The sequence below is a fragment of the Haloferax sp. AB510 genome (genome assembly GCF_024136985.1).
Taxonomy (GTDB): domain Archaea; phylum Halobacteriota; class Halobacteria; order Halobacteriales; family Haloferacaceae; genus Haloferax.
Window position 1 is genome coordinate 16,489 of the sequence record NZ_JAMYJY010000030.1, and the last position, 19,272, is coordinate 35,760.

A 19,272-nucleotide genomic window follows, 5' to 3' on the forward strand; every position below is an offset into this window, starting at 1 on the left:
GGTCAGTGGAGGGCGGCGTCGAGGACGGAGCGATGCGTGACGTACAGGCGGACCGAGCGCGCGTCGGAGAGCGCTACGAGGTCATAGGTCTGGTCACCGACGTGTAGCTTGTGGCCGGCGATGTGGCCGGGTTTGACGTACAGGTCCTCGTAGCTCCCCTCGGGGTCGAAGACGAACGAGCCGTTTTCGGTCGTCACGTTCGCCCGAGCGGGCAGGCCCGCGCCGTAGGACTTGAACTCCATTTTGGTCATGACGAGTTCGCCGTCTTGGACCGCGTAGGCGTCGAGGACGCGCGTTTTCTCGACGCTGTGGGTGTATTCGAGCGCGACGGTCGTGTTCTCTTCGACCGGCATCGTCTGTAGTCGCTCGCCGGTCTCGGCATCTTCGACGACGAGCACCTGTCCGGCCGGAACGGCGGCGCTCCCGCCGACGGCGACCGCCAGCACCGCGACTACGACGAGGAGACGTGTGGGAGTCGAATCAAGCATCGAAAGATGGGTAGGAAACCGCTGTTCGAAAGCGAAGCGAAGCGCCCGGGCTCAGCCGAAGTAGGCCTGCGCGCCGGGATGGAGCTCGATGGACATGCCGTCCTGGGCGCTCTCCTTGGAGATGAAGTCAGTCTTGATGGTGAGTTCGTCGACGTTCTCGAAGATGGCGCTCGTGACCGACTCGACGGTCGATTCGGGCTGCTCGGCGTTCGTCGCAATCATGGCCTGCACCGAGACGGTCGGGGCGGGGTTCTCCAGTCCGTAGGTGCCCGCCGGGACCTCGTCATCGGCGTAGAACGGCGCGGCGTCCTTGACGGCCGTGCGGTCCTCGCCCTCGATGGGGACGATGCGCACGTCCTCGGTCGCGGCGAGTTCCTCGATAGCGCCGACCGGCCAGCCGCCGACGACGAACGCGGCGTCGATGTCGCCGTTCTTCAGCTGGTCGGAGGCCTGCGAGAAGCCGGTGTTCTGCTCGCTGTAGTCCGAGATGCCGAGGGCTTCGAGAATCTGGGTCGCGTTGACCTGCGTCCCGGAGCCGAGGTCGCCGGTGTTGATGGTCGCACCGGAGAGGTCGGACGGCGTCTCGATGCCCGTGTCGGCGAGCGTGACGACGTGAATCGTCTCGGGGTAGAGCGTGGCGACGCCGCGGAGGTTCTCGACGGGGCTGCCCTGGAACGCCTCGATACCCTCGCCGTTGCGGGCGAAGTAGGCGACGTCGTTCTGAATCAGCGCGAAGTCAGCGTCGCCGCGGGCGAGGCTGCCGACGTTCTCGACGGACGCGCCGGTGGACTGCACCTGAATCGTGAAGTCGGTCTGTCCCTCGATGACGGACTTGAACTCGTTCGAGAGGGGGTAGTACGTGCCGCCCGTCCCGCCGGCGTGCCACGAGAGTCGGCTCTCGGTGCCGCCGTTACCGCCGGATTCGGTCGTCGTCTCCTCGGCGGTGGTGGTCTCTTCGCCACCGGATTCGGTCGTCGTCGTCGTCGTCTCTTCGCCACCGCCACCGGAACAGCCGGCGAGGCCGGCCAGACCGACGGTACCTGTCGCAGCGATAAACTGTCGGCGGTCAAGCTTCCGAGTCATACATCACTATTCGTCACGATGCATATTTATGGCTGTTCATGTCAACGGCCAACATATCTCTATTTACACACTAATTGTAGTAAATTCTTATTAATGTTAGAGTATTAATTCTCCAACAATAGACATACCTGAAATAGTCATTCAGCGGATAAATACGTACCGCCGCGGTTCTGATTCCACTTCGACTGCATGTGCTCACCGCTGTCGTTTTCTTGTTTCTCAGTTCCGTCCGATTTCGGAGTTCGTGGCGGACTTCGACTCGAAACGAAGGGGTTCGGCGAGTAGGGCTCCGACTCCGGCGCACCCCGTGCAAACGTCTCTCACAGTAGTCTACGGGGGTGCGGTTCGGGACGTTCGACTCGAACGACAGTCGGCCGCCGGTAGGCGACTTTCGACCCGAAAAGAGGGGGTTCGGACGGCGTTCAGAGGAGTGCGCTCGCGCCCGCAGCCGTCAGTCGACGATTATCTCGGAGTCCGTCGAGTCGTCCGACGACTGCTTGGGCGACATCTGTTCTTCGTACCGGGTTATCCAGTCGGCGAAGCAGGTCGGACAGAGCCGCTGGTCGTCCACGGTCGAGCCGTCGACCTGTAACTGGACTGCACGGGCGAGGGCGTCTTCGACCGCCCGCCCACAGCCGTCGCACGGGTCGCTCATCGTCGGGTTCCTCCGGTGGCGCGAGGTTCGTCCATGCGTCGGAGGTGCGCGGGCGGTAACTTAGTCGTTACCCGAATTCGGGTCGGCGGCGGGGACGGCCCGCCCGCGAGCCGCGACGCGAGGAGACCGAGTTACGTCGTGCGGAACGCGCGGTCGCCGGCGTCGCCCAGGCCGGGGACGATGTAGCCGTCGTCGTCGAGGTAGTCGTCGATGGAGACCGTCAGCAGGTCAACCTCGGGGAACTCGCTGTCGACGCGGAGCAGGCCGTCGGGCGCGGAGACGGCAGAGAGGACGAACAGCTTCTCGGGGTCGACGCCGGCGTTTTCGAGGATGTGGTCGAGGACCGAGCACATCGTCGAGCCGGTGGCGAGCATCGGGTCCGCCACGATGACGGTGTCTTTCTCCGTGATTTCGGGGAGCTTCACGTAGTCGATGGTGATGGGGAAGCCGCCGTCGTCGTCCATCCCCGCCTCCTCGTCGCGGCCGGCGGAGATGACGCCCTGCTTCGCCCGCGGGAACGCCTTGAGCAGTCCCTCCACGAACGGGGTCGCGGCGCGGAGCACGTTGATGATGACGACGTTGTCGAGCCCCTTCACGCGCTCGCCGGTCGTCTCCGCCAGCGGGGTCTGGATGGTGACGTACTCGGTCTCCATCGCGCCGTCGATTATCTCGTAGCCACAGATGCGGCCGAGTTTGACGAGGCCTTTCCGGAAGGCGACCTGCGTCGTCTCCACGTCCCGGAGGCGCGAGAGCGTGTCCTTCGCCAGCGCGTGCGTGATGAGGTACGCGTCGTCTCGGTCTTCGATGGGCATCTTACTGAGAAGGCGGTTTCCCGAAGGACATAAATGCGGCTATCGGCCGCCAGCGGTGCCCTGCGGGTAGTTCACGCGGAGAATGGGTCGGCGACGCATCCCGCGGTTTCAGTTCGTCACGAGGTACGTGACGGCCGTGAGCACGAGCGCCGCGGACGCGACGTTGACGACCGAGAAGGCCGCGAGGTCGAGGTACGACAGGCCGTAGACGACGACGGCCGCGAACGTCGTCGAGAGAACGAGGTTCATGACGAACAGCACTCGCGGGTCGCCCTCGCCCCACTCTATCTCCTCTCCGCGCTCCTCGTCGTCACCGCCGGCGCTCTCCGACTCGCCGCTCATCGTCCGCCCTCCGGGGTCGCGCCCGTGGTCGGGACCGACTCGCGCTCCCGGGTCGGCTCCGCGAGCGCGACTTCCGCGCCGGGGTCGGTCGGGTAGTCGCCGGCGTTCGCGTCCGCACCGGGGTCGAGCAGGTGGGCGTCGAGCGCGGCTGCGAGTGCGTCTTCGTCCATCCCGCGGCCGATGAACACCAGTTCGGTCCGCCTGTCGCCGTGGTCGTCGTGCCAGTCGAGTTCGGGGTGGTTGCGGCGGTAGGTGTCCTGTTCGAACTCGGGGCGCGAGGCGACCCACGGGCCGGCGGCGGCGACGTACGCCGACGGGCCGGCCTGACTGTAGGTGAAGTGTACGTCCTCGGCCCCGGCAACCCACAGCGAGCCCTTGGCGCGGACGACTGACTCCGGGAGGTTGCCCAGCACCGCGGCCGCGCCGTCGGGGTCCAGCGGTGCCCGGCGGCGGTAGACGAACGACGTGACGCCGTAGGTCGCTTCCGCGTGGGGCGTTTCACCGTGGTCGTGGTCGTCGCGGTCTGCGTCCGCGTGCTCGACGTGTTCGTGGTCGTCCTCGTTCCCGTCGTCCCCACCCGCCTCGCCCTCTAACGCCGCCCGCCAGCCGACGGGCGCGTCGGGGTCGTGGAGGTCCGAGAGGAGCAGGTCAACGTCCACGTCGCCGTGGTCCGTCTCCACGACGGTCGCGCCGGGGCGGAGCGCCTCGACCGCGTCGCGGACCGCCGCGAGCTCCGCGTCGGAGACGAGGTCGCGCTTGTTGAGGACGACGAGGTCGGCGCTCTCGACCTGCTCGACGAGGAGGTCCGACAGCGGGCGTACCGAGCCGTCTGCCTCCTCGGCCACGGTTCGTTCGGGGTCGCCGTCGCCGAAGGTGTCCGCGAACAGTCGCGAATCAACGACCGTCGCGAGGCCGGCCACGTCGTAGCGGGCGGCCGCCCGCGAGGTGACGAACAGCCGGGCGACCGGACCGGGCTCCGAGACGCCCGAGGCCTCGACGACGAGGTGGTCGAACGACCGCTCTCGCGCGAGGCGGACGACCGCGGTTTCGAGGTCGTCCTGTAGCTCACAGCAGATACAGCCGTTCGAGAGTTCGGTCACGCCGTCGCCGACCGCGAGGTCTGACTCGTCGGCGACCAGTTCGGCGTCGACGTTCACGGAGCCCATGTCGTTGACGAGCACGGCGATGTCGCGGTCGCCGGCGTGTGTCAACAGGTGGTTGAGAAGCGTCGTCTTGCCCGCCCCGAGACTCCCGCCCAGCACCGTCACCGGAATCGTCTCCCCCGCGTTCATGAGCGGGCCTACCGGGTCCGCACATATGAAATCGCAGGTATCCAGCGTGGACGTTCGTGAACGATACCCTTTTGCCCGGGAACCGGTGAGTGTGTAAACTGATGACGCTCGCCGCGCGCATCGAATCCTTTCGCGAACTCGTCGAAGAGTGGCTCCGCGGCCTCTACCACGGGATGATTTCGCACCCCGCCTACGAGAAGATAGAAAAGCAGGCCGAGGACGACGAGGACGCGTTCATGCTCGCGTGCTTCCCCGATGCGTTCGGTATCCCCTCGCCCATCTCGTACTACACCGCCGAACTGCTCCCGTTCCTCGAAGACGAGTTCGAGGCGTGGGAGCGGCGGATGTGGGACCGCGGGTCGCTCCTCGAACGCAAGGGTCACCAGTACCACTTCTAACATGCGCAAATTCGTCTTCTTCGGCGGCAAAGGCGGCGTGGGCAAGACGACGATGTCGAGCGCCTACGCGGTCAAGTGTGCCCGCGACGGCGTCCGGACGCTCCTCGTCTCGACCGACCCGGCCCACAGCACAAGCGACGTGTTCGACCAGTCGTTCACCGACGAGCCCGCGGCCGTCGCCGACGAGCCGAACCTCGACGCGATGGAAATCGACCCCGAGACCGAGGTCCGCGAACACCTCATGGAGACCAAACGGGCGATGGGCGACCAGGTCAGCCCCGCGATGGTCAACGAGATCGACCGCCAGATAGAGATGGCCCACCAGACGCCCGGCGCGTACGAGTCGGCGCTGTTCGACCGCTTCATCGACGTGATGCGCTCGGCCGACGAGTACGACCGCGTCGTCTTCGACACTTCGCCGACCGGCGGGACGCTCCGACTGCTCTCGCTGCCGGAGTACCTCGACGGTTGGATTCAACGACTCCTCCACAAGCGCAAGGAGTCTGTCAAACTGTTCGAGCGCGCGGCCATCGGCAACAACGAACCGCGGCGGATGATGGACGGCGACCCCATCATCGCCCGCCTCGAACAGCGCCGCGACGACTTCTCGTTCGCCAAGGAGACGCTGCAGGACGACGCCGCGTTCTTCCTCGTCGTGAACCCCGACGAGCTATCGCTCCGGGAGACCGAGCGCGCCATCGACCAACTCGACGACTACGGCCTCGATGTGCGCGGCCTCGCGGTCAACCGCCTCACGCCCGAACCCGACCCCGAGGAGTCGGGACGGGGCGCGACGTTCTTGCGCGAGCGAGTCAAGACAGAACGAGCGCGCCTCGCCGACCTCCGCGAGAATTTTTCACCGCCGCTCGTCGCCGCGGTCGAGACGCGGGTCGCCGAGGTCAAAGGCGACTTCCTCGGCGAGGTCGCCGCCGAACTCGATGTCGACACCGCCTCCGACGTTCAGTAGGTAGGTAAACCAACCGTGCGGTGAGAATTTTCGTATCCCTCGCCGATTGAACCTGTCGTTCGAACACGATACATTCCTATCTATCGTTAACGTTAAGGTGGGCATTTTCGTGTCACCGAGTGGGGCAGCGTACCATGGTACAAGTCATTTGGTTGGTCGTCACGGTACTCGCGTTGTTTACTGTCGGGTATCTCGGTTACTCCCGATATCTCGCGCAGTTCGTCGAACTCGACGACAGTCGTGAGACGCCAGCGCACAAGTACGAAGACGGTCAAGAATACGTTCCGGCGAAAAAGCCGGTGTTACTGGGGCATCACTATTCGAGCATCGCAGGCGGCGCGCCGATTGTCGGTCCGATTACGGCGGGCGTGGTGTGGGGTTGGGCCCCCGCACTCGCGTGGATTGCCATCGGTAACCCGCTTCTCGGGAGCGTTCACGACTTCGTGTCGCTGTCGAGCAGTCTGCGACACGACGGGAAGTCCATCGGCTACATCATCGGCGAGTACGTCGGCGAGCGCGGCAAGAACATGCTGTTGTGGTTCGCGTTTCTCACCATCGTCCTCGTCGTCGCGGTGTTCGCCCTCGTGGTGGCCATCGTGTTCAACGCCTATCCGGAGGCGGCTACGGCGAGTCTGGTGTACATCGTCCTCGCGGTGCTGTTCGGCGTCTACCTCTACCAGCTGAACCTCCCGTTCCTGCTCGGGACGTTCGTGTTCGTCGTGGCGATGTTCGCCGGCGTCTACGCGGGGATTCAGTTCCCGATTGCGCTGTTCGAGCCCGCGGCCCGCGCGCCCGCCGAGACGTTCGTCCTGTTCTCCGGCTCCGGCGCGTGGCTCCCCGGTGCGAGTTCGTTCAACGGGAACACTGCGGCGTGGGTGCCGCTCATCCTCGTCTACGGGGCCATCGCTAGCGCCCTCCCGGTCTGGGTGCTCCTGCAACCGCGCGACTACCTCTCGTCGTTCCTGCTGTACGCGGGCGTCGGCGGCGCGCTCGTCGCTATCGTCGTGGGCACGTTCTTCACGAACCCGACCCAGCCGCTCGTGACGAACCTCGAACCGTACTACGGGTTCATCGGCCGCTCCGGCGCGCCGCTGTTCCCGCTCCTGTTCATCACTATCGCCTGCGGGACCATCAGCGGGTTCCACTCGCTCGTCTCGTCGGGCACGACCTCGAAACAACTGAACAAGGAGTCCGACGCGCGCGTCATCGGCTACGGCGGCATGCTCGGCGAGGGCCTCCTCGCCACCGTCGCGCTGGCGACGGTCGCCATCGTCGCGCCCGACGTGGGCGGCGGCATCGGCCTCGCGCTGCCGACGTTCGCCGCGGGCGGCGGCGTCATCCTGTCGAGCTTCGGCATCCCGACTTCCTTCGGCGGGCCGTTCATGGCCCTCGTGCTCGTGAGCTTCCTGCTCACGTCGACTGACACGGCCGTGCGTCTCGGTCGCTACATGATGGAAGAAATCGTCGGGACGCCCGAGACGCCGGTCGAGGAGTTCGCGACCAACCGCTACGGCAACGCGTTCGTGCAGTCGCTGCCGGCGTACATCCTCATCACGAGCGGCTCGTGGCTGACGCTCTGGCAGCTGTTCGGCGGTGCGAACCAGCTGCTCGCCGCGCTGGCGCTCCTGACCGCGACCGTCTGGCTGGCCAACTGGGACGACTCCAAGCAGCTCCTCAGCACGGGTCTGCCGATGGCCCTCATGACGACCATCACGTCGCTGGGTCTGCTCTGGCTCGCGTTCCACGACAACCTCTACGCGAAGTTCCTGAACCCCGAGTGGATGGCCTCGGCGGGCACCTTCGCGATGGTGTCGGCGGTCGTCCAAATCGTCCTCGCGCTGGTGCTCGTCTACCTCGCGCTGTCGCTGGCGAAAATCGGCTACGACAACATCAAAGACGCCCGGAGTTCGCGTGGCGGCGGTGGCGGCGGTCGTCCGCAGCCGAGCGACGACTGACGCGCCAGCCGTTCGCCGTTTCGACTCCGCTTTTTTACGGACGCAACTTTCCGAGGAGCCGACGCAACAGCCCGCCGGAGACAGTCGGCGAGCCATCGCTCCAGAGCGTGAACGCGGCGACCGAGTCGGCGTTGCGGCTGGCGACGGCGTCCTCGTCGGTCGGCGCGACGACGGCGAGATTCACCTCGTAGTGGCCGTAGTAGCCGAACTTCAGGAGCGTCCGGTCAGAGAAGTCGGAGACGAACGACCGAACCTCGTCCGACACCGCGTCAGCGACGAGCACGAAGGTGAAGTCCGTCCCGTAGTGTTCCTCGTCGGGTTCTATCCACTCGTCGGCGAGTTCGTGACCCAGTTCGACGAGCCGTTCGAGTTCGGCGACCGTCGCCGACCCCACTCGGCGCGCGAACATGTACTCCATCGCGTGGTGGTTGGCGTAGTTGATAGACTGGTGGAGGAACTGTTTTTGGCTCTCCATCCGCATCGAGCCGAACAGGTCGAATCGCTCGCCGCGGACGACGTACTCCCGCTCCAAGTCGTAGTTGTACATGAGCCGTTCGGCGACCCGGTCGAGGTACTCGTCGTCCCACTCGGGGCGGTCGAGGGCCGGACCCGGAACGGCGTCCGCCCCGCTTGGCTCGTCCTGCATTCCGGCTCCCTCGGCGTCGTCGGGTTCGACGCTCCTCATTCCTCGTCGGGGTCGTAGGCCACCGCGTCGCCCGACACGGCCGGCGAGCCGAGCGCGAGCAGTTCGACCGGCTCGTCGGCTTCCTCGGGGTTGTACGCCCGATGGGGGCTCTCCGGGTCGGCGACGAACAGGCCGTCAGCGCCGACTTCGAACGTCTCGTCGGGCGTCTCGACGAACAGCGTGCCCGAGAGGACGTAGAACGCCTCTTCCTGTTCGGTGTGGTAGTGGTACGAAAGCGGCACCTGCTCGCCGGGGGCGGCCCGGAAGCGGTTGAGCGCGACGGTCTCTAAGCCGCCCGCGCCGCCGATGCGGCGGAGTTCGCACGGGCGGTCGTCGGCGGGTTCGACGGCGGTTGCGTCCACGACGCGATATCCCATGAGACGGAGCAACACGTTCGACCGTATAAGCCCGTCGCGACCCGTCCGGAAACCAAGGTTTATTCGTGAAGGTTACGAACCGCGGCCCATGGCAGACCCGAAGCGCGAGGCCTGCGGCCGGTGTTCGATGACCACCGTCGTGGACGCCACCGGGAGCGGGGACCGCGACCCGCTCGGTGACGACCGAATCGAACTCGACGAGTCGGCACTCCGACTCGCGTCGCCGGCGGCGTGGCTCGGCCCGGTGTCGGCCCGCCTCGACGCGGCCGCCGAGTGGTTCGTCTACCGCGACCGCTAGGCGTTCCCATGCGTGTGCGAACCTGTCTCCTCGTAGAGTTTATACCGTCTGGCACGTACTCCCGTCAACGACAATGGAAGAGAGCATCTCCGGGTTCAAACGCCGCGGCACCTGGGACGAGGTTGTCGAACACGGGGAGCGAATCACCCGCGCGCTCCGCGACGCCGACGTCGACGGTGCCGCCTTCGACGACTGGGACGAGTGGCGACCGAAGTCCCACGAGCGCCTCGGCGAGGACGTAAACGAGAAGACGGCCCAGCAAGCCAGCGTCGGCGAGGGCGAGGGCGAGAAGGCTGGCAAGACCCCCAACGACGACCTCAAAACGGCGGGCGAGAAGCTCTCCCGGTCCTACGAGCGGGTCGAGGAGGGCGACAACGAAGGGGCCGTCGAGTCGTGGCAGGACTCTATCAACTACGTCGCCCGCGCGGCGGACTCCGCCGGTCGGAAGGCGCTGCGGAAGGTCGAGGACACGGTCTACCGCAACGTGATGACCCAGTTGGCTCCGTACTACTTCGACAACGAACTCGTGAGCGCGAACATCCAGCGGGTCGGTCGCGGCTCCGGCGACGAGCGGTTCGTCTTCGAGGTGAACGTCAACGACGACGAACTGAAGTCGATGGTGTCGGAGACGCTGCGGGACTTCGAGGACGAAATCGACCGCTGGCACATCGACACGCCGAAAGAGACCGAGGTCGCGGAGGTCGTCGAGGGCGTGGAGGTTCCGGTGACGGACGACGAACAGCGGTCCAAATCCACGACGAACTGACTCGCGTCTCGCGTTGATTCGACTCGTCGAACGCGGTCGCCGTCATCGGCGTCCGCCGTCATCGACAATACTGATACCGTTCGCCCGCGACCCTCCGGTATGCCCGAGCCGCTTCGAGTCGAGTCCGGCGAACTGACCGCAGACGAAATCCTCGACGCGCTCCGCGAGGGTCGCCGCGTCGTCGTCCAAGCGGAGATGCTCGGCGGTATCCACGAGGTGACGCTCCGCCACGACGGCACGGTCTTTTACTGCGACACGCCGACGACGCTCCACAAGCACGACGACGAAGACGGCATGCGGGACTGCGTGCTGAAGATGGGCTACGCGAAGGCGGAGTAACCGCCACGCCTCGTCCGTGGGCGACCGCTCGCTCGCCTGTAGGTGAGGGTTTAATCCGACGCACGGCGAACAGGTGTGCATGGCCGACGCACCGGACATGGGCGAACTGATGGAGACCGAGGACCCGAACTTCGGACAGGTCCTCGCGTGCGTCTTCGGCATCCAGAGCCACGAGAGCCGGACGTACCTCGCACTACTCGACAACCCCGGCAGCACCGTCGCCGAACTCGCGGAGGTGCTCGACCGCGACCGAAGCAACGTCAACCGTTCTCTGACGACGCTCCTCGACAAGGGGCTCACCGAGCGCAAGCGCCGTCTGCTCGACCCCGGCGGCTACGTCTACCAGTACACGGCGACCCCGCTCCCCGAGGCCAAGGAGATGATGCACGCCGCGCTCGACGAGTGGGCTGAGGACGTGCACGCCCGCATCGACGCCTTCGGCGAGTCGTAGTCGTCCCCAATCGACCGGGTTCCCGACGAGGTCGTCGCCCGGCAGGTGCCGCCCAAACCCGCCCGCTTTTGTCCCTCTGGTGCCACCGCCCGAGCAATGAGCCTCGAACTCACGGCACCCGCCCCCGAGGAGCCATCCGTCGCCGACGACGGCACCTGGCTCGAATGTATCGCGTGCGGCGCGCAGTTCGCGCCGTTCGAGGACGTTCGGTACACCTGCGACGACTGCGACGGCCTCCTCGAGGTCCGCTACGCGTCCCCGCCGACGTGGGACGACTTCGAGGGCCGCGGCGTCTGGCGCTACAACGCCGCGCTTCCCTTCGAGGAGGGCGTCTCGCTCCCCGAGGGCGCGACGCCCCTGCACGAGGTACCCCGCCTCGAAGCCGACGTGGGCGTCGAGACCCTCCGCGTCAAGCACGAGGGGATGAACCCCACCGGCTCGTTCAAGGACCGCGGCATGACTGTCGGCGTCCGCGTGGCGAAGGAACTCGGCGTCGGCCGCCTCGCGTGTGCCTCGACCGGCAACACCTCGGCCGCGCTCGCCGCCTACGGCGCGCGCGGCGGGATGGAGACGCTCGTGCTCCTCCCCGCCGGGAAGGTCGCCGCCGGGAAAATCGCGCAGGCGTCGCTCCACGACGCGCGCATCCTCGAAGTGGACGGCAACTTCGACTCCTGTCTCGACATCGTACAGGACCTCGCCGCCCGCGGTGAGGCGTACCTCCTCAACTCGCTGAACCCCTTCCGCTTGGAGGGCCAGAAGACCATCGGCCTCGAAATCTTAGAGGAGTTCCACGAGGACTACGGCACCTACCCGGACCGAATCGTCCTCCCCGTCGGCAACGCGGGCAACACCTCCGCGCTCTACAAGGCGTTCCGCGAACTCGTTCAGTCGGGCGCGCTCGACGTCGAGGACGTGCCGAAACTGACCGGCGTGCAGGCCGAAGGCGCGGCCCCGATGGTCGAGGCCGTCGAGAACGGCTGGGACGACACCCAGCGCTGGGAGGAAGTCGAGACGCGCGCGACCGCCATCCGAATCGGCAACCCGGTCAACGCGCCGAAGGCGCTCCCCGGCATCCGCGAGACGGACGGCACGGCCGTCGCCGTCTCCGACGAGGAAATCACCGAGGCACAGCGCGACCTCGCGGCCGAGGGCGTCGGCGTCGAACCCGCTTCCGCCGCCTCCGTCGCCGGCCTCCGCAAACTCCGCACCGAGGGCGTCGTCTCCGAGGACGAACACGTCGTCTGTCTCACGACGGGCCACCTGCTGAAGGACCCCGACGCGGCGTTCGAAGCGGGTGACGACCCTGAACCCGTCCCGAACGACACCGAAGCGGTCCTCGAACACCTCGCCGAGTAGGGCGACCGGCCGGTGCCGACCGTCGCCGACGGTCGCGAATATCGGCGGGTGGAGCCGTCTGACCGCGGACGATGACGCACGTCGGGTGCGCGTCTGACGCATCCTTTTCATTCTGTGGTACGTTTTGCCACACGATGTCGCTCAGCAGCATGCCGACCGGGACCGTCAGCCGGGACGGGGCCGGTTCGAGAACGTACCCGCCGGACGGAATCGAAAACGGGCCGTCCGAAACCGCGTCTTCGGCCTCCTCAGCCCCCGCGTCTTCGGCCTCATCCACACACGCATCCACGACCACGTCAGCACCCCCGTCCGCACACACGTCCACGACCACGTCAGCGCAGGCATCCACGTCAGCGCAGTCACGTAGTCATCAGCAGTCACACAGTCATCAGCAGTCACGCGGTCATCAGCAGTCACGCAGTCGTCGCCCGTCGTCCACCACCGACGCGCGGAGCAAGGAATCCCTCCAGCGCGAGAACGAGGCGCTTCGTCGCGCGAACACCCGTCTCAACGAGCGTCTCGAGAGTGCCGATGCGGAACAACAGGAGATAATCGACCACTACGAACAGTTGCTGGCCGAGCGTCGCGGCCACGGCCGTCAGCAGACGCACGACCGCTCGGACCGGCGGAGCGACCGGCCTCGCCGCTCGGGTGCCGAGTCGAGCGCGGCCGCAACGGTGCAAGCCGTCGTCGGTCGCGTGGTCGAAGAAGTCACGTCGGCGTTCGGCCGACGGTAGTCGGGTTCTTCTTTCAGAAAGCGGTGCGGTTCGTCCGCTTCAGAGCGTGATGAGGTCCACGTCGATGATGCGGTCGTCGGCGAGGAGCTTCTCGCGGACGCTTTCGGGTACGTCGTCGTCGAGGTTGTAGACGGTCAGCGCCTCGCCGCCGGCCTTCGCGCGGCGGGCGTTGAACATCCCGGCGATGTTCACGTCGTTCTCGCCGAGGACGGTTCCGATGAAGCCGATGACGCCCGGCTTGTCGTAGTTGCGGGCGACGAGCATCTGGCCGTGCGGGATGGCGTCGAGACGGTAGCCGTTGATGCGGACGATGCGCGGGTCCTCGCCGGTGAACAGCGTTCCGGAGACGGTCATCTCCTCGTCGCCGTTGCGGACGGTGACGGTCACGAGGCTCTGGAAGTCGTCCGATTGGCGGGACTTCGACTCGACGACCTCGATGCCGCGTTCCTTGGCGACCTGCGGGGCGTTGACGGCGTTGACCTGCCATTCGAGCGGCGCGAAGACGCCCTTCAGCGCGGAGGCCGTGACGAGTTCGACGTCCTCGGCGGCGATGTCGCCGGTGTAGGTAACCTCGACCTCGTTGAGGCGGCCGTCCAGCAGTTGGGCGGCGATTTTCCCGGCGGTCTCGGCAAGACCGATGTACGGCTGGATGCGCGGGAAGGCGCTCTCGTCGACCGAGGGCGCGTTGAGCGCGTTGATGACCGGTTCGTCGCGGAACGCGGCGACGATTTGGTCGGCCGTCGAGACGGCGACGTTCTCCTGTGCGGCCGAGGTGGACGCGCCGAGGTGCGGCGTGACGACCACGTCGTCGACGGAGAGAAGCGGGTTGTCGGGTGAGACCGGCTCGTCGGCGAACACGTCGACTGCGGCCCCGTCGATGACGCCGGCGTCGACGGCCTCGGCGAGGGCGGCCTCGTCGACGACGCCGCCGCGGGCGCAGTTGATGAGGTAGCCGCTGCCCATCGTTTCGAGTTCGTCGGTGGAGATGAGCCCCTCCGTCTCGGGGGTCAGCGGCGTGTGGACGGTGAGGAAGTCGGCACGGGCGAGACAGGCCTCGAACTCGACGAGTTCGGCACCGAGCTGGTCGGCGCGCTCCTCGCCGATGTAGGGGTCGTAGGCGACGATGTCCATCCCGAGCGACGAGAACTTCTTTGCGACCTCTTGGCCGACGCGGCCGAGGCCGACGACGCCGAGGGTCTTGCCGTTGACCTCGTTGCCGAGGTAGTCGGACTTGGCCCACTCGCCGTCTTTCAGGCGGGCGTGGGCCTGCGGAATCGAGCGCGCGGCGGCGAAGCCCATCGCGACCGTGTGCTCGGCGGCGGCGCGGACGTTCCCCTCGGGCGCGTTGGCGACGATGACGCCGTGTTGGGTCGCGGCGTCGATGTCGATGTTGTCGACGCCGATGCCGGCGCGTCCGACGATGACGAGGTCGGGCGCCGCCTCGAACACCTCGGCGGTCACCTGCGTTCCGGAGCGGACGATGAGCCCGTTCGCGTCGGAGACGGCTTCGAGCAGCGCGTCACCTTCGACGTCGTACGCGGTCTCTACCTCGTAACCGGCCTCGCGTAACCGGTCCAGACCCGCGTCGGCGATCGGGTCCGTGACGAGTACCTTCATGCGCGTAGGGTCAGAGCCGCGCGGGTTAAGGGTTGTCACAACGGCCGATATCGTGACATTGAGACTGTCTCGCACGGTTTGGGTCGCCCGACGTTCTCGCCCACTAGTATTATCTTGGCGAGTCCGATAGATTCTGTAGATGGTCTTCCGTCCCGAGAACGCTTCGCCGGCGACGCAACCGCCCGAGGTGTCGCTTCCGGACACCGGGTCCGTGCTCATCGCCGGCCCGACGATGACGCGGAAGCGACGGCTCATGCTCTCGATGCTCGCGCCCGGCGAGCGCGACGACGTGGGGACGGTCGTCGTGACGACGAAGAAGCCCGCCCCGAGCATCGCACGGGAGTTGTCGCACATCAGCGGGTCGCCCCCGGAGCAGTTCGAGGTCATCGACACGACGAGCGTCGCCGACCTCCTCGGCGACCGCGCCGACGCGGGGAACCTCCGGTACGTCTCCAGTCCCGGCGACCTGACCGGCATCGGCATCCACCTCACCGAATCGCTCCGTGAGCACCACGAGGCGAGTCGGGCGGCCCGCGTCGGCCTGCACGTCCTCTCGACGCTCGTGATGTACGTCGACCTCAAGCGGCTGTTCCAGTTCCTTCACGTCATCACGGGTCGCATCTCAGCGGCCGGTTTTTCTGGCGTCTTCACGCTCGACACCGGCTTCGTCGACGAGCGCGAACTCGCGCTCCTCAAGCAGCCGTTCGACGGGTTCGTCGAGACGCGCGACACCGACGGCGACCCGGAGTTCCGGGTCCGCGGCCTCGACGACGGCCCGCGGTCGTGGACGCCGCTCCGAATCTGACTCAGATTCAGACTCTGACTCTGACTGTGAGGGCGCGCCGCGGTCGCCCCGCGAACGTTCTCACGACAGGTGCTTCGACGCGAGGTCGACCAGCGGCGAGTTCGCCCGGTCGAACGTCGCGATGGCACCCGACCACTCGTCGTGCGGGTAGATGGCGACGACGACCTCGTCGAACCACCTGATGACGGCGTTCAAATCCCCGTAGCCGTCGAGTTCGGGCTCGTTGACGGGTTCGCCGAGCGCCTTCATCACGAGCGTCTTCACGCGCTCGGTGCGCGCGTCCGGGCCGAGGGCGTCTTCAATGTCCTCGCGGAGGTAGAGCAGTTCGAACGCCTCACCGTCGTACTGGCCGACCGCGCGCACGTCGGCCTCGTCGAGGTCGCGCAGGCTCCGGACGAACTGCCGGAGCGGGGTGTCGCCTTCCTCGCCGAAGTCGTCGGCAAGGTCGGCTTCGACGTCGCTGAGCGTCTCGTGTTCGGCGTCGTGATGGTCGTCCATACGTGCTTGTCAGGGAGACGACGGATAAATAGCTGTGCGCGGCGCCGCCGCGGTTCGATCCTCTCTCGCCGCCCGTTCGTCATCCGGTCGCGTCCCCGCCGCATAACTGCCGACGCGGAAGCTTTGAAAGCCCGCGGCGACGACGGGCAGATATGCGCATCATCGCCTTCGACTTCGACGGCACGCTCTCGGACTCCGAGATGACGGTTCTCCTCGGCAAGAAGAACGGCACGGCCGACGAGATGGCCGATATCACCGAACGAGCTATGAACGACGAGATGAGCTACGCGGAGAGCCTCCGGTCGCGCGCCCGTCTCCTCGAAGGCCTCGAAGAGGAACTCGCAGAGGAAGCCTACGGCGAGGTCGAACTTCGCCCCGGCGCGGCGGACCTCATCCAGCGACTCCGCGACTACGGTCACCACGTCGCCATCTTCACCGGCGGGTTCGAACGCGGCGTCGAGCGCGCGCTCGAAAAGGAGGGCGTCGAGGTCGACGACATCGTCTCGAACCGTCTGCCCGTGAAGGGCGGCCGACTCACCGGCGACGTGGAGGGGTCGCTCATCGAGGGCACGAAGGACACAGCGCTGGAGAACCACGCCGCCGAACACGACGTGCCCATGGACCGAACGGTCGCGGTCGGCGACGGCGCGAACGACCTCCCGATGCTCGAAGTCGCCGGCCTCTCGGTCGGCTTCGTCCCCAAGGACGCGGTCCGTCCGGCCTGCGACGCCGTCGTCGCCTCCATGGACCGACTCGGAAAGCTCTTCGAGAGCCACGGGATTCTCGACGCCGACGAATAGATAGTTTGGGGGCTGCTAACACTTATCATATTTCGCCTCGTAGCACCGCGCATGTCAATCAGTGACGTCAACACGCCCGAAATCTGGGTGGCGGGCTTCGTCTTCGTGGCCCTCGCGCTCGCCGCCCTGTTCGAGGGCGTCGTCCTCTTCGACGTCCGCACACTCGGCGTCGACGAGTCGATCCCCGCGGCCGTGGCAGTCGTGGGGACGATGCTGGCGCTGTGGTGGTTCGACGACGGGTGAAAAAAGCCGGTCTGGTTCTGCGGCGCTACCGATTCAGCGTGTGAATCGCCTGCCCGAGCGCGTTCTCGGCGGCCTCCATGACCGCTTCCGCGAGCGTCGGGTGGGTGTGGATGGTCGACGCCACGTCTTCGAGCGTCGCGCCCATCTCGATGGCGAACGCCAGTTCGGCGATTAGCTCCGAGGCCTCGGGGCCGACGATTTGCGCCCCGAGGACGAACCCGGACTCCTCGTCGGCGACGACGCGGACGAAGCCGTCGGCGTGGTTCGTCGTCAGCGCGCGGCCGGACGCTCGGAAGGGCATCTGCCCGACGACGGGCGTGAAGCCGGCTTCCTCGGCGTCCGCTTCGGTCATGCCGACCGTGCCGATTTCGGGGTCGGTGAACACCGCGGCGGGGACGGCCTGACTGTCGAAGGCGACCGGTTCGCCGGCGATGTGCTCGGCGGCGACGATGCCCTCCTTCGAGGCGACGTGCGCGAGCATCGGCGTGTCCTCGACCACGTCGCCGACGGCGTAGATGTGCTCCACGTCGGTGCGGCGGCGGTCGTCGACCGAGAGGAACCCGCGCTCGTCGGCTTCGAGACCGGCGCTCTCGATGTCCATCGTGTCGGTGACGGGCGAGCGTCCGACGGCGACGAGCACCTTGTCGGCGCGGTACTCGTTTTCCTCGCCGTCTTCGGTTTCGGTGGTCACCATGATGCCGTCGTCCTCTTCGCGCCAGCCGCTTGCTCCCTCGCCGAAGTGCATGTCAATGCCGAGGTCCTCGGCGCGCTTGCGGACGACGCGGGCCACGTCGGACTCGTAGCCCGGCAGGATGTCGTCGAGCATCTCGACGACGGTCACGTCCGCGCCGAGCTTTGCGAACGTCGTGGACAGCTCCATCCCGATGTAGCCGCCGCCGACGACGACCAGCCGCTCCGGGACGGTGTCGGCTTCGAGGGCGTCGCGCGACGACCACACCGGCTCGTCGCCGAAGTCGAAGCCGGGTATCTGGATGACGCGCGAGCCGGTGGCGATGATACAGTGTTCGAACTCGATGGTCTCCGAGCCCTGTCCCTCGCCGCCGTGGGCGATGCGGACCGCGTTCTCGTCTTTGAAGCGGGCGGTCCCCTCGATGAGGTTGACGCCGTTGGCCTTACAGAGCTTCTCGACGCCGCCTGTGAGCTGGTCCACGACGCCGTTCTTCCAGTCGCGCAGTTGCGACATGTCGACGACGGGGTCGGCGTGGATGCCCATCTCCTCGGCGTGGCCCGCCTCGTGAGCGAGGTTCGCGCCCGTGATGAGCGCCTTCGAGGGGATACAGCCGTAGTTGAGACAGGTCCCACCGTAGGCGTCCTTCTCGACGAGCGTCGTGTCGATTCCCTTCTGTGCGGCGCGGATGGCGGCGACGTAGCCGCCGGGTCCCGCGCCGATGACGAGCAGGTCGGTTCCGGTCGCGATGTCTCCGACGACCATTATTCTAACACCAACAGCTTGGGGTCTTCGAGCAGTTCCTTCACGCGGTTCGTGAATCGAGCGCCCTGCGCGCCGTCGACGATACGGTGGTCGAACGACAGCGAGAGGGTGAGGACTTTTCGCGGCACGACCTCACCGTCGATGACCCGGGGCTTGTCTTTGATGGCTCCGAGCGCGAGAATCGCCACCTCGGGGTAGTTGATGATGGGCGTGGCGTACTCGCCGCCGATGCCCCCGATGTTGGTGATGGTGAAGGTGCCGCCGCGCATCTCACCGGGCGAAATCTTGCGGTTGCGGGCCTTCTCGACCTTCTCGTTCATCTCGTCGGCGAGTTCGAGCATGCCCTTGCGGTCCGCGTCGTGGACGACGGGGACGAGCAGGCCGGCGTCGGTCGCGGCCGCGACGCCGATGTTGTACTCGTCGCGCAGGACGATTTCCTCGTTCTCCTCGTCGAGTTGCGAGTTGAGGTACGGGAAGTCCTTCAGCGCCGCGATGACGGCCTTCATCACGAACGGCATGTAGGTCAGCCGCGAGCCGCGCTCCTCGGCGACCGGCTTGAGTTGTTCGCGCAGTTCGACGAGTTCCGTCACGTCCACCTCGTCGTGGTGGGTGACGTGCGGCGCGGTGTACTTCGAGCGCTGCATCTGGTCGCCGATGGCCTTGCGGACGCCCTTGTAGGGGACGCGCTCGCCGGCACCGGGGCCGGTCTCGGGCGGTGCGGATTCACTCTCCACTTCGCCCGTCGCCTCGGCGGTCGCGGTTCCGGCGTCGGCCTCGGCGGACACCGCCTCGGCGTCCGCGGTCTGCGCCTCGCGCTGGGCCTGCGCGTACTCCTGGACGGCCTCGGGCGAGACG

General features: G+C 66.7%; 24 protein-coding genes. 11 read left to right on the forward strand and 13 right to left on the reverse strand.

The window, feature by feature from the left end; genetic code table 11:
* Window positions 1-2: 2 nt before the first annotated feature.
* The 6 genes from NKF06_RS07915 to NKF06_RS07940 all read right to left on the reverse strand — a co-directional run bounded on the left by NKF06_RS07915 (window position 3) and on the right by NKF06_RS07940 (window position 4,672).
* Entirely contained in the window at window positions 3-488 is a 486-nt protein-coding gene (locus tag NKF06_RS07915; protein ID WP_058827420.1) for a DUF1850 domain-containing protein, read from the reverse strand.
* 51 nt (window positions 489-539) lie between these two features.
* On the reverse strand, window positions 540-1,571 hold the full coding sequence (locus tag NKF06_RS07920) for a TAXI family TRAP transporter solute-binding subunit (protein WP_253245055.1): 1,032 nt from the start codon (window positions 1,569-1,571) through the stop codon (window positions 540-542).
* Window positions 1,572-2,022: 451 nt separating this feature from the next.
* Window positions 2,023-2,226 (reverse strand): hypothetical protein, encoded by a 204-nt coding sequence (locus NKF06_RS07925; RefSeq protein WP_004974143.1) that lies wholly within the window; start codon window positions 2,224-2,226, stop codon window positions 2,023-2,025.
* Between the two features lie 131 nt (window positions 2,227-2,357).
* Window positions 2,358-3,038, reverse strand: a complete 681-nt coding sequence (gene upp, locus NKF06_RS07930) for a uracil phosphoribosyltransferase (RefSeq protein ID WP_008090895.1) — start codon at window positions 3,036-3,038, stop codon at window positions 2,358-2,360.
* A 108-nt stretch (window positions 3,039-3,146) separates the two neighbouring features.
* A complete protein-coding gene (locus NKF06_RS07935) occupies window positions 3,147-3,380 on the reverse strand; it encodes a hypothetical protein (RefSeq protein WP_253245056.1) in 234 nt (77 codons plus the stop codon).
* Window positions 3,377-4,672, reverse strand: a complete 1,296-nt coding sequence (locus NKF06_RS07940; protein ID WP_253245057.1) for a GTP-binding protein — start codon at window positions 4,670-4,672, stop codon at window positions 3,377-3,379. The genes NKF06_RS07935 and NKF06_RS07940 overlap by 4 nt, the downstream gene beginning before the upstream one ends.
* Before the next feature lie 101 nt (window positions 4,673-4,773).
* Here NKF06_RS07940 and NKF06_RS07945 point away from each other — a divergent pair, with 101 nt between their 5' ends.
* From NKF06_RS07945 to NKF06_RS07955, 3 genes are all read left to right on the forward strand, one after another.
* Window positions 4,774-5,070, forward strand: coding sequence for a hypothetical protein (locus tag NKF06_RS07945; protein WP_058827416.1), 297 nt, complete (start codon window positions 4,774-4,776; stop codon window positions 5,068-5,070).
* Window position 5,071: 1 nt separating this feature from the next.
* Window positions 5,072-6,037: a TRC40/GET3/ArsA family transport-energizing ATPase gene (locus tag NKF06_RS07950; RefSeq protein WP_253245058.1), complete on the forward strand. Its 966-nt coding sequence runs from the start codon at window positions 5,072-5,074 to the stop codon at window positions 6,035-6,037.
* Between the two features lie 134 nt (window positions 6,038-6,171).
* Complete coding sequence (locus tag NKF06_RS07955) at window positions 6,172-7,992, forward strand: carbon starvation protein A (protein ID WP_253245059.1); 1,821 nt, start codon at window positions 6,172-6,174, stop codon at window positions 7,990-7,992.
* Window positions 7,993-8,026: 34 nt separating this feature from the next.
* Here the strand turns inward: NKF06_RS07955 and NKF06_RS07960 are convergent, their stop codons facing one another.
* Together NKF06_RS07960 and NKF06_RS07965 are read right to left on the reverse strand one after the other, a co-directional pair.
* On the reverse strand, window positions 8,027-8,677 hold the full coding sequence (locus NKF06_RS07960) for a hypothetical protein (RefSeq protein WP_253245060.1): 651 nt from the start codon (window positions 8,675-8,677) through the stop codon (window positions 8,027-8,029).
* Window positions 8,674-9,054 carry a cupin domain-containing protein gene (locus NKF06_RS07965; protein WP_058827412.1) on the reverse strand — a complete coding sequence of 127 codons (381 nt, stop codon included), beginning with the start codon at window positions 9,052-9,054 and terminating at the stop codon, window positions 8,674-8,676. The genes NKF06_RS07960 and NKF06_RS07965 overlap by 4 nt, the downstream gene beginning before the upstream one ends.
* Window positions 9,055-9,142: 88 nt before the next feature.
* Here NKF06_RS07965 and NKF06_RS07970 point away from each other — a divergent pair, with 88 nt between their 5' ends.
* From NKF06_RS07970 to thrC, 5 genes are all read left to right on the forward strand, one after another.
* Window positions 9,143-9,352 carry a hypothetical protein gene (locus NKF06_RS07970; protein WP_058827411.1) on the forward strand — a complete coding sequence of 70 codons (210 nt, stop codon included), beginning with the start codon at window positions 9,143-9,145 and terminating at the stop codon, window positions 9,350-9,352.
* Between the two features lie 73 nt (window positions 9,353-9,425).
* Window positions 9,426-10,118: a DUF5828 family protein gene (locus NKF06_RS07975; RefSeq protein WP_058827410.1), complete on the forward strand. Its 693-nt coding sequence runs from the start codon at window positions 9,426-9,428 to the stop codon at window positions 10,116-10,118.
* Between the two features lie 99 nt (window positions 10,119-10,217).
* Window positions 10,218-10,457: a hypothetical protein gene (locus NKF06_RS07980; protein WP_253245061.1), complete on the forward strand. Its 240-nt coding sequence runs from the start codon at window positions 10,218-10,220 to the stop codon at window positions 10,455-10,457.
* A gap of 79 nt (window positions 10,458-10,536) precedes the next feature.
* A complete protein-coding gene (locus NKF06_RS07985) occupies window positions 10,537-10,908 on the forward strand; it encodes a helix-turn-helix domain-containing protein (protein WP_004044838.1) in 372 nt (123 codons plus the stop codon).
* A gap of 96 nt (window positions 10,909-11,004) precedes the next feature.
* On the forward strand, window positions 11,005-12,264 hold the full coding sequence (thrC, locus tag NKF06_RS07990; protein ID WP_058827408.1) for a threonine synthase: 1,260 nt from the start codon (window positions 11,005-11,007) through the stop codon (window positions 12,262-12,264).
* Between the two features lie 413 nt (window positions 12,265-12,677).
* On the opposite strand, the gene NKF06_RS07995 is transcribed toward thrC, so the two are convergent.
* Window positions 12,678-12,875 (reverse strand): hypothetical protein, encoded by a 198-nt coding sequence (locus NKF06_RS07995; protein ID WP_058827407.1) that lies wholly within the window; start codon window positions 12,873-12,875, stop codon window positions 12,678-12,680.
* A gap of 165 nt (window positions 12,876-13,040) precedes the next feature.
* Complete coding sequence (gene serA, locus NKF06_RS08000; protein ID WP_253245062.1) at window positions 13,041-14,618, reverse strand: phosphoglycerate dehydrogenase; 1,578 nt, start codon at window positions 14,616-14,618, stop codon at window positions 13,041-13,043.
* Between the two features lie 139 nt (window positions 14,619-14,757).
* On the opposite strand from serA, the gene NKF06_RS08005 reads away from it, so the two are divergent.
* Window positions 14,758-15,423 carry a hypothetical protein gene (locus tag NKF06_RS08005; RefSeq protein ID WP_253245063.1) on the forward strand — a complete coding sequence of 222 codons (666 nt, stop codon included), beginning with the start codon at window positions 14,758-14,760 and terminating at the stop codon, window positions 15,421-15,423.
* A gap of 60 nt (window positions 15,424-15,483) precedes the next feature.
* On the opposite strand, the gene NKF06_RS08010 is transcribed toward NKF06_RS08005, so the two are convergent.
* A complete protein-coding gene (locus NKF06_RS08010) occupies window positions 15,484-15,921 on the reverse strand; it encodes a hypothetical protein (RefSeq protein WP_253245064.1) in 438 nt (145 codons plus the stop codon).
* Window positions 15,922-16,073: 152 nt separating this feature from the next.
* Between NKF06_RS08010 and serB the strand changes: the two genes are divergently transcribed.
* The gene (gene serB / locus NKF06_RS08015; RefSeq protein WP_008090876.1) at window positions 16,074-16,721 is read left to right on the forward strand and encodes a phosphoserine phosphatase SerB; all 648 of its coding nucleotides are present in this window, start codon (window positions 16,074-16,076) and stop codon (window positions 16,719-16,721) included.
* A 51-nt stretch (window positions 16,722-16,772) separates the two neighbouring features.
* A complete protein-coding gene (locus NKF06_RS08020) occupies window positions 16,773-16,964 on the forward strand; it encodes a hypothetical protein (protein WP_058827405.1) in 192 nt (63 codons plus the stop codon).
* A 25-nt stretch (window positions 16,965-16,989) separates the two neighbouring features.
* Here NKF06_RS08020 and lpdA read toward each other — a convergent pair whose 3' ends face one another.
* On the reverse strand, window positions 16,990-18,417 hold the full coding sequence (gene lpdA / locus NKF06_RS08025; protein WP_253245065.1) for a dihydrolipoyl dehydrogenase: 1,428 nt from the start codon (window positions 18,415-18,417) through the stop codon (window positions 16,990-16,992).
* The coding region (locus NKF06_RS08030) for a dihydrolipoamide acetyltransferase family protein (RefSeq protein ID WP_253245066.1) at window positions 18,417-19,272 on the reverse strand (856 nt) is incomplete at its 5' end. The genes lpdA and NKF06_RS08030, both read right to left, overlap by 1 nt.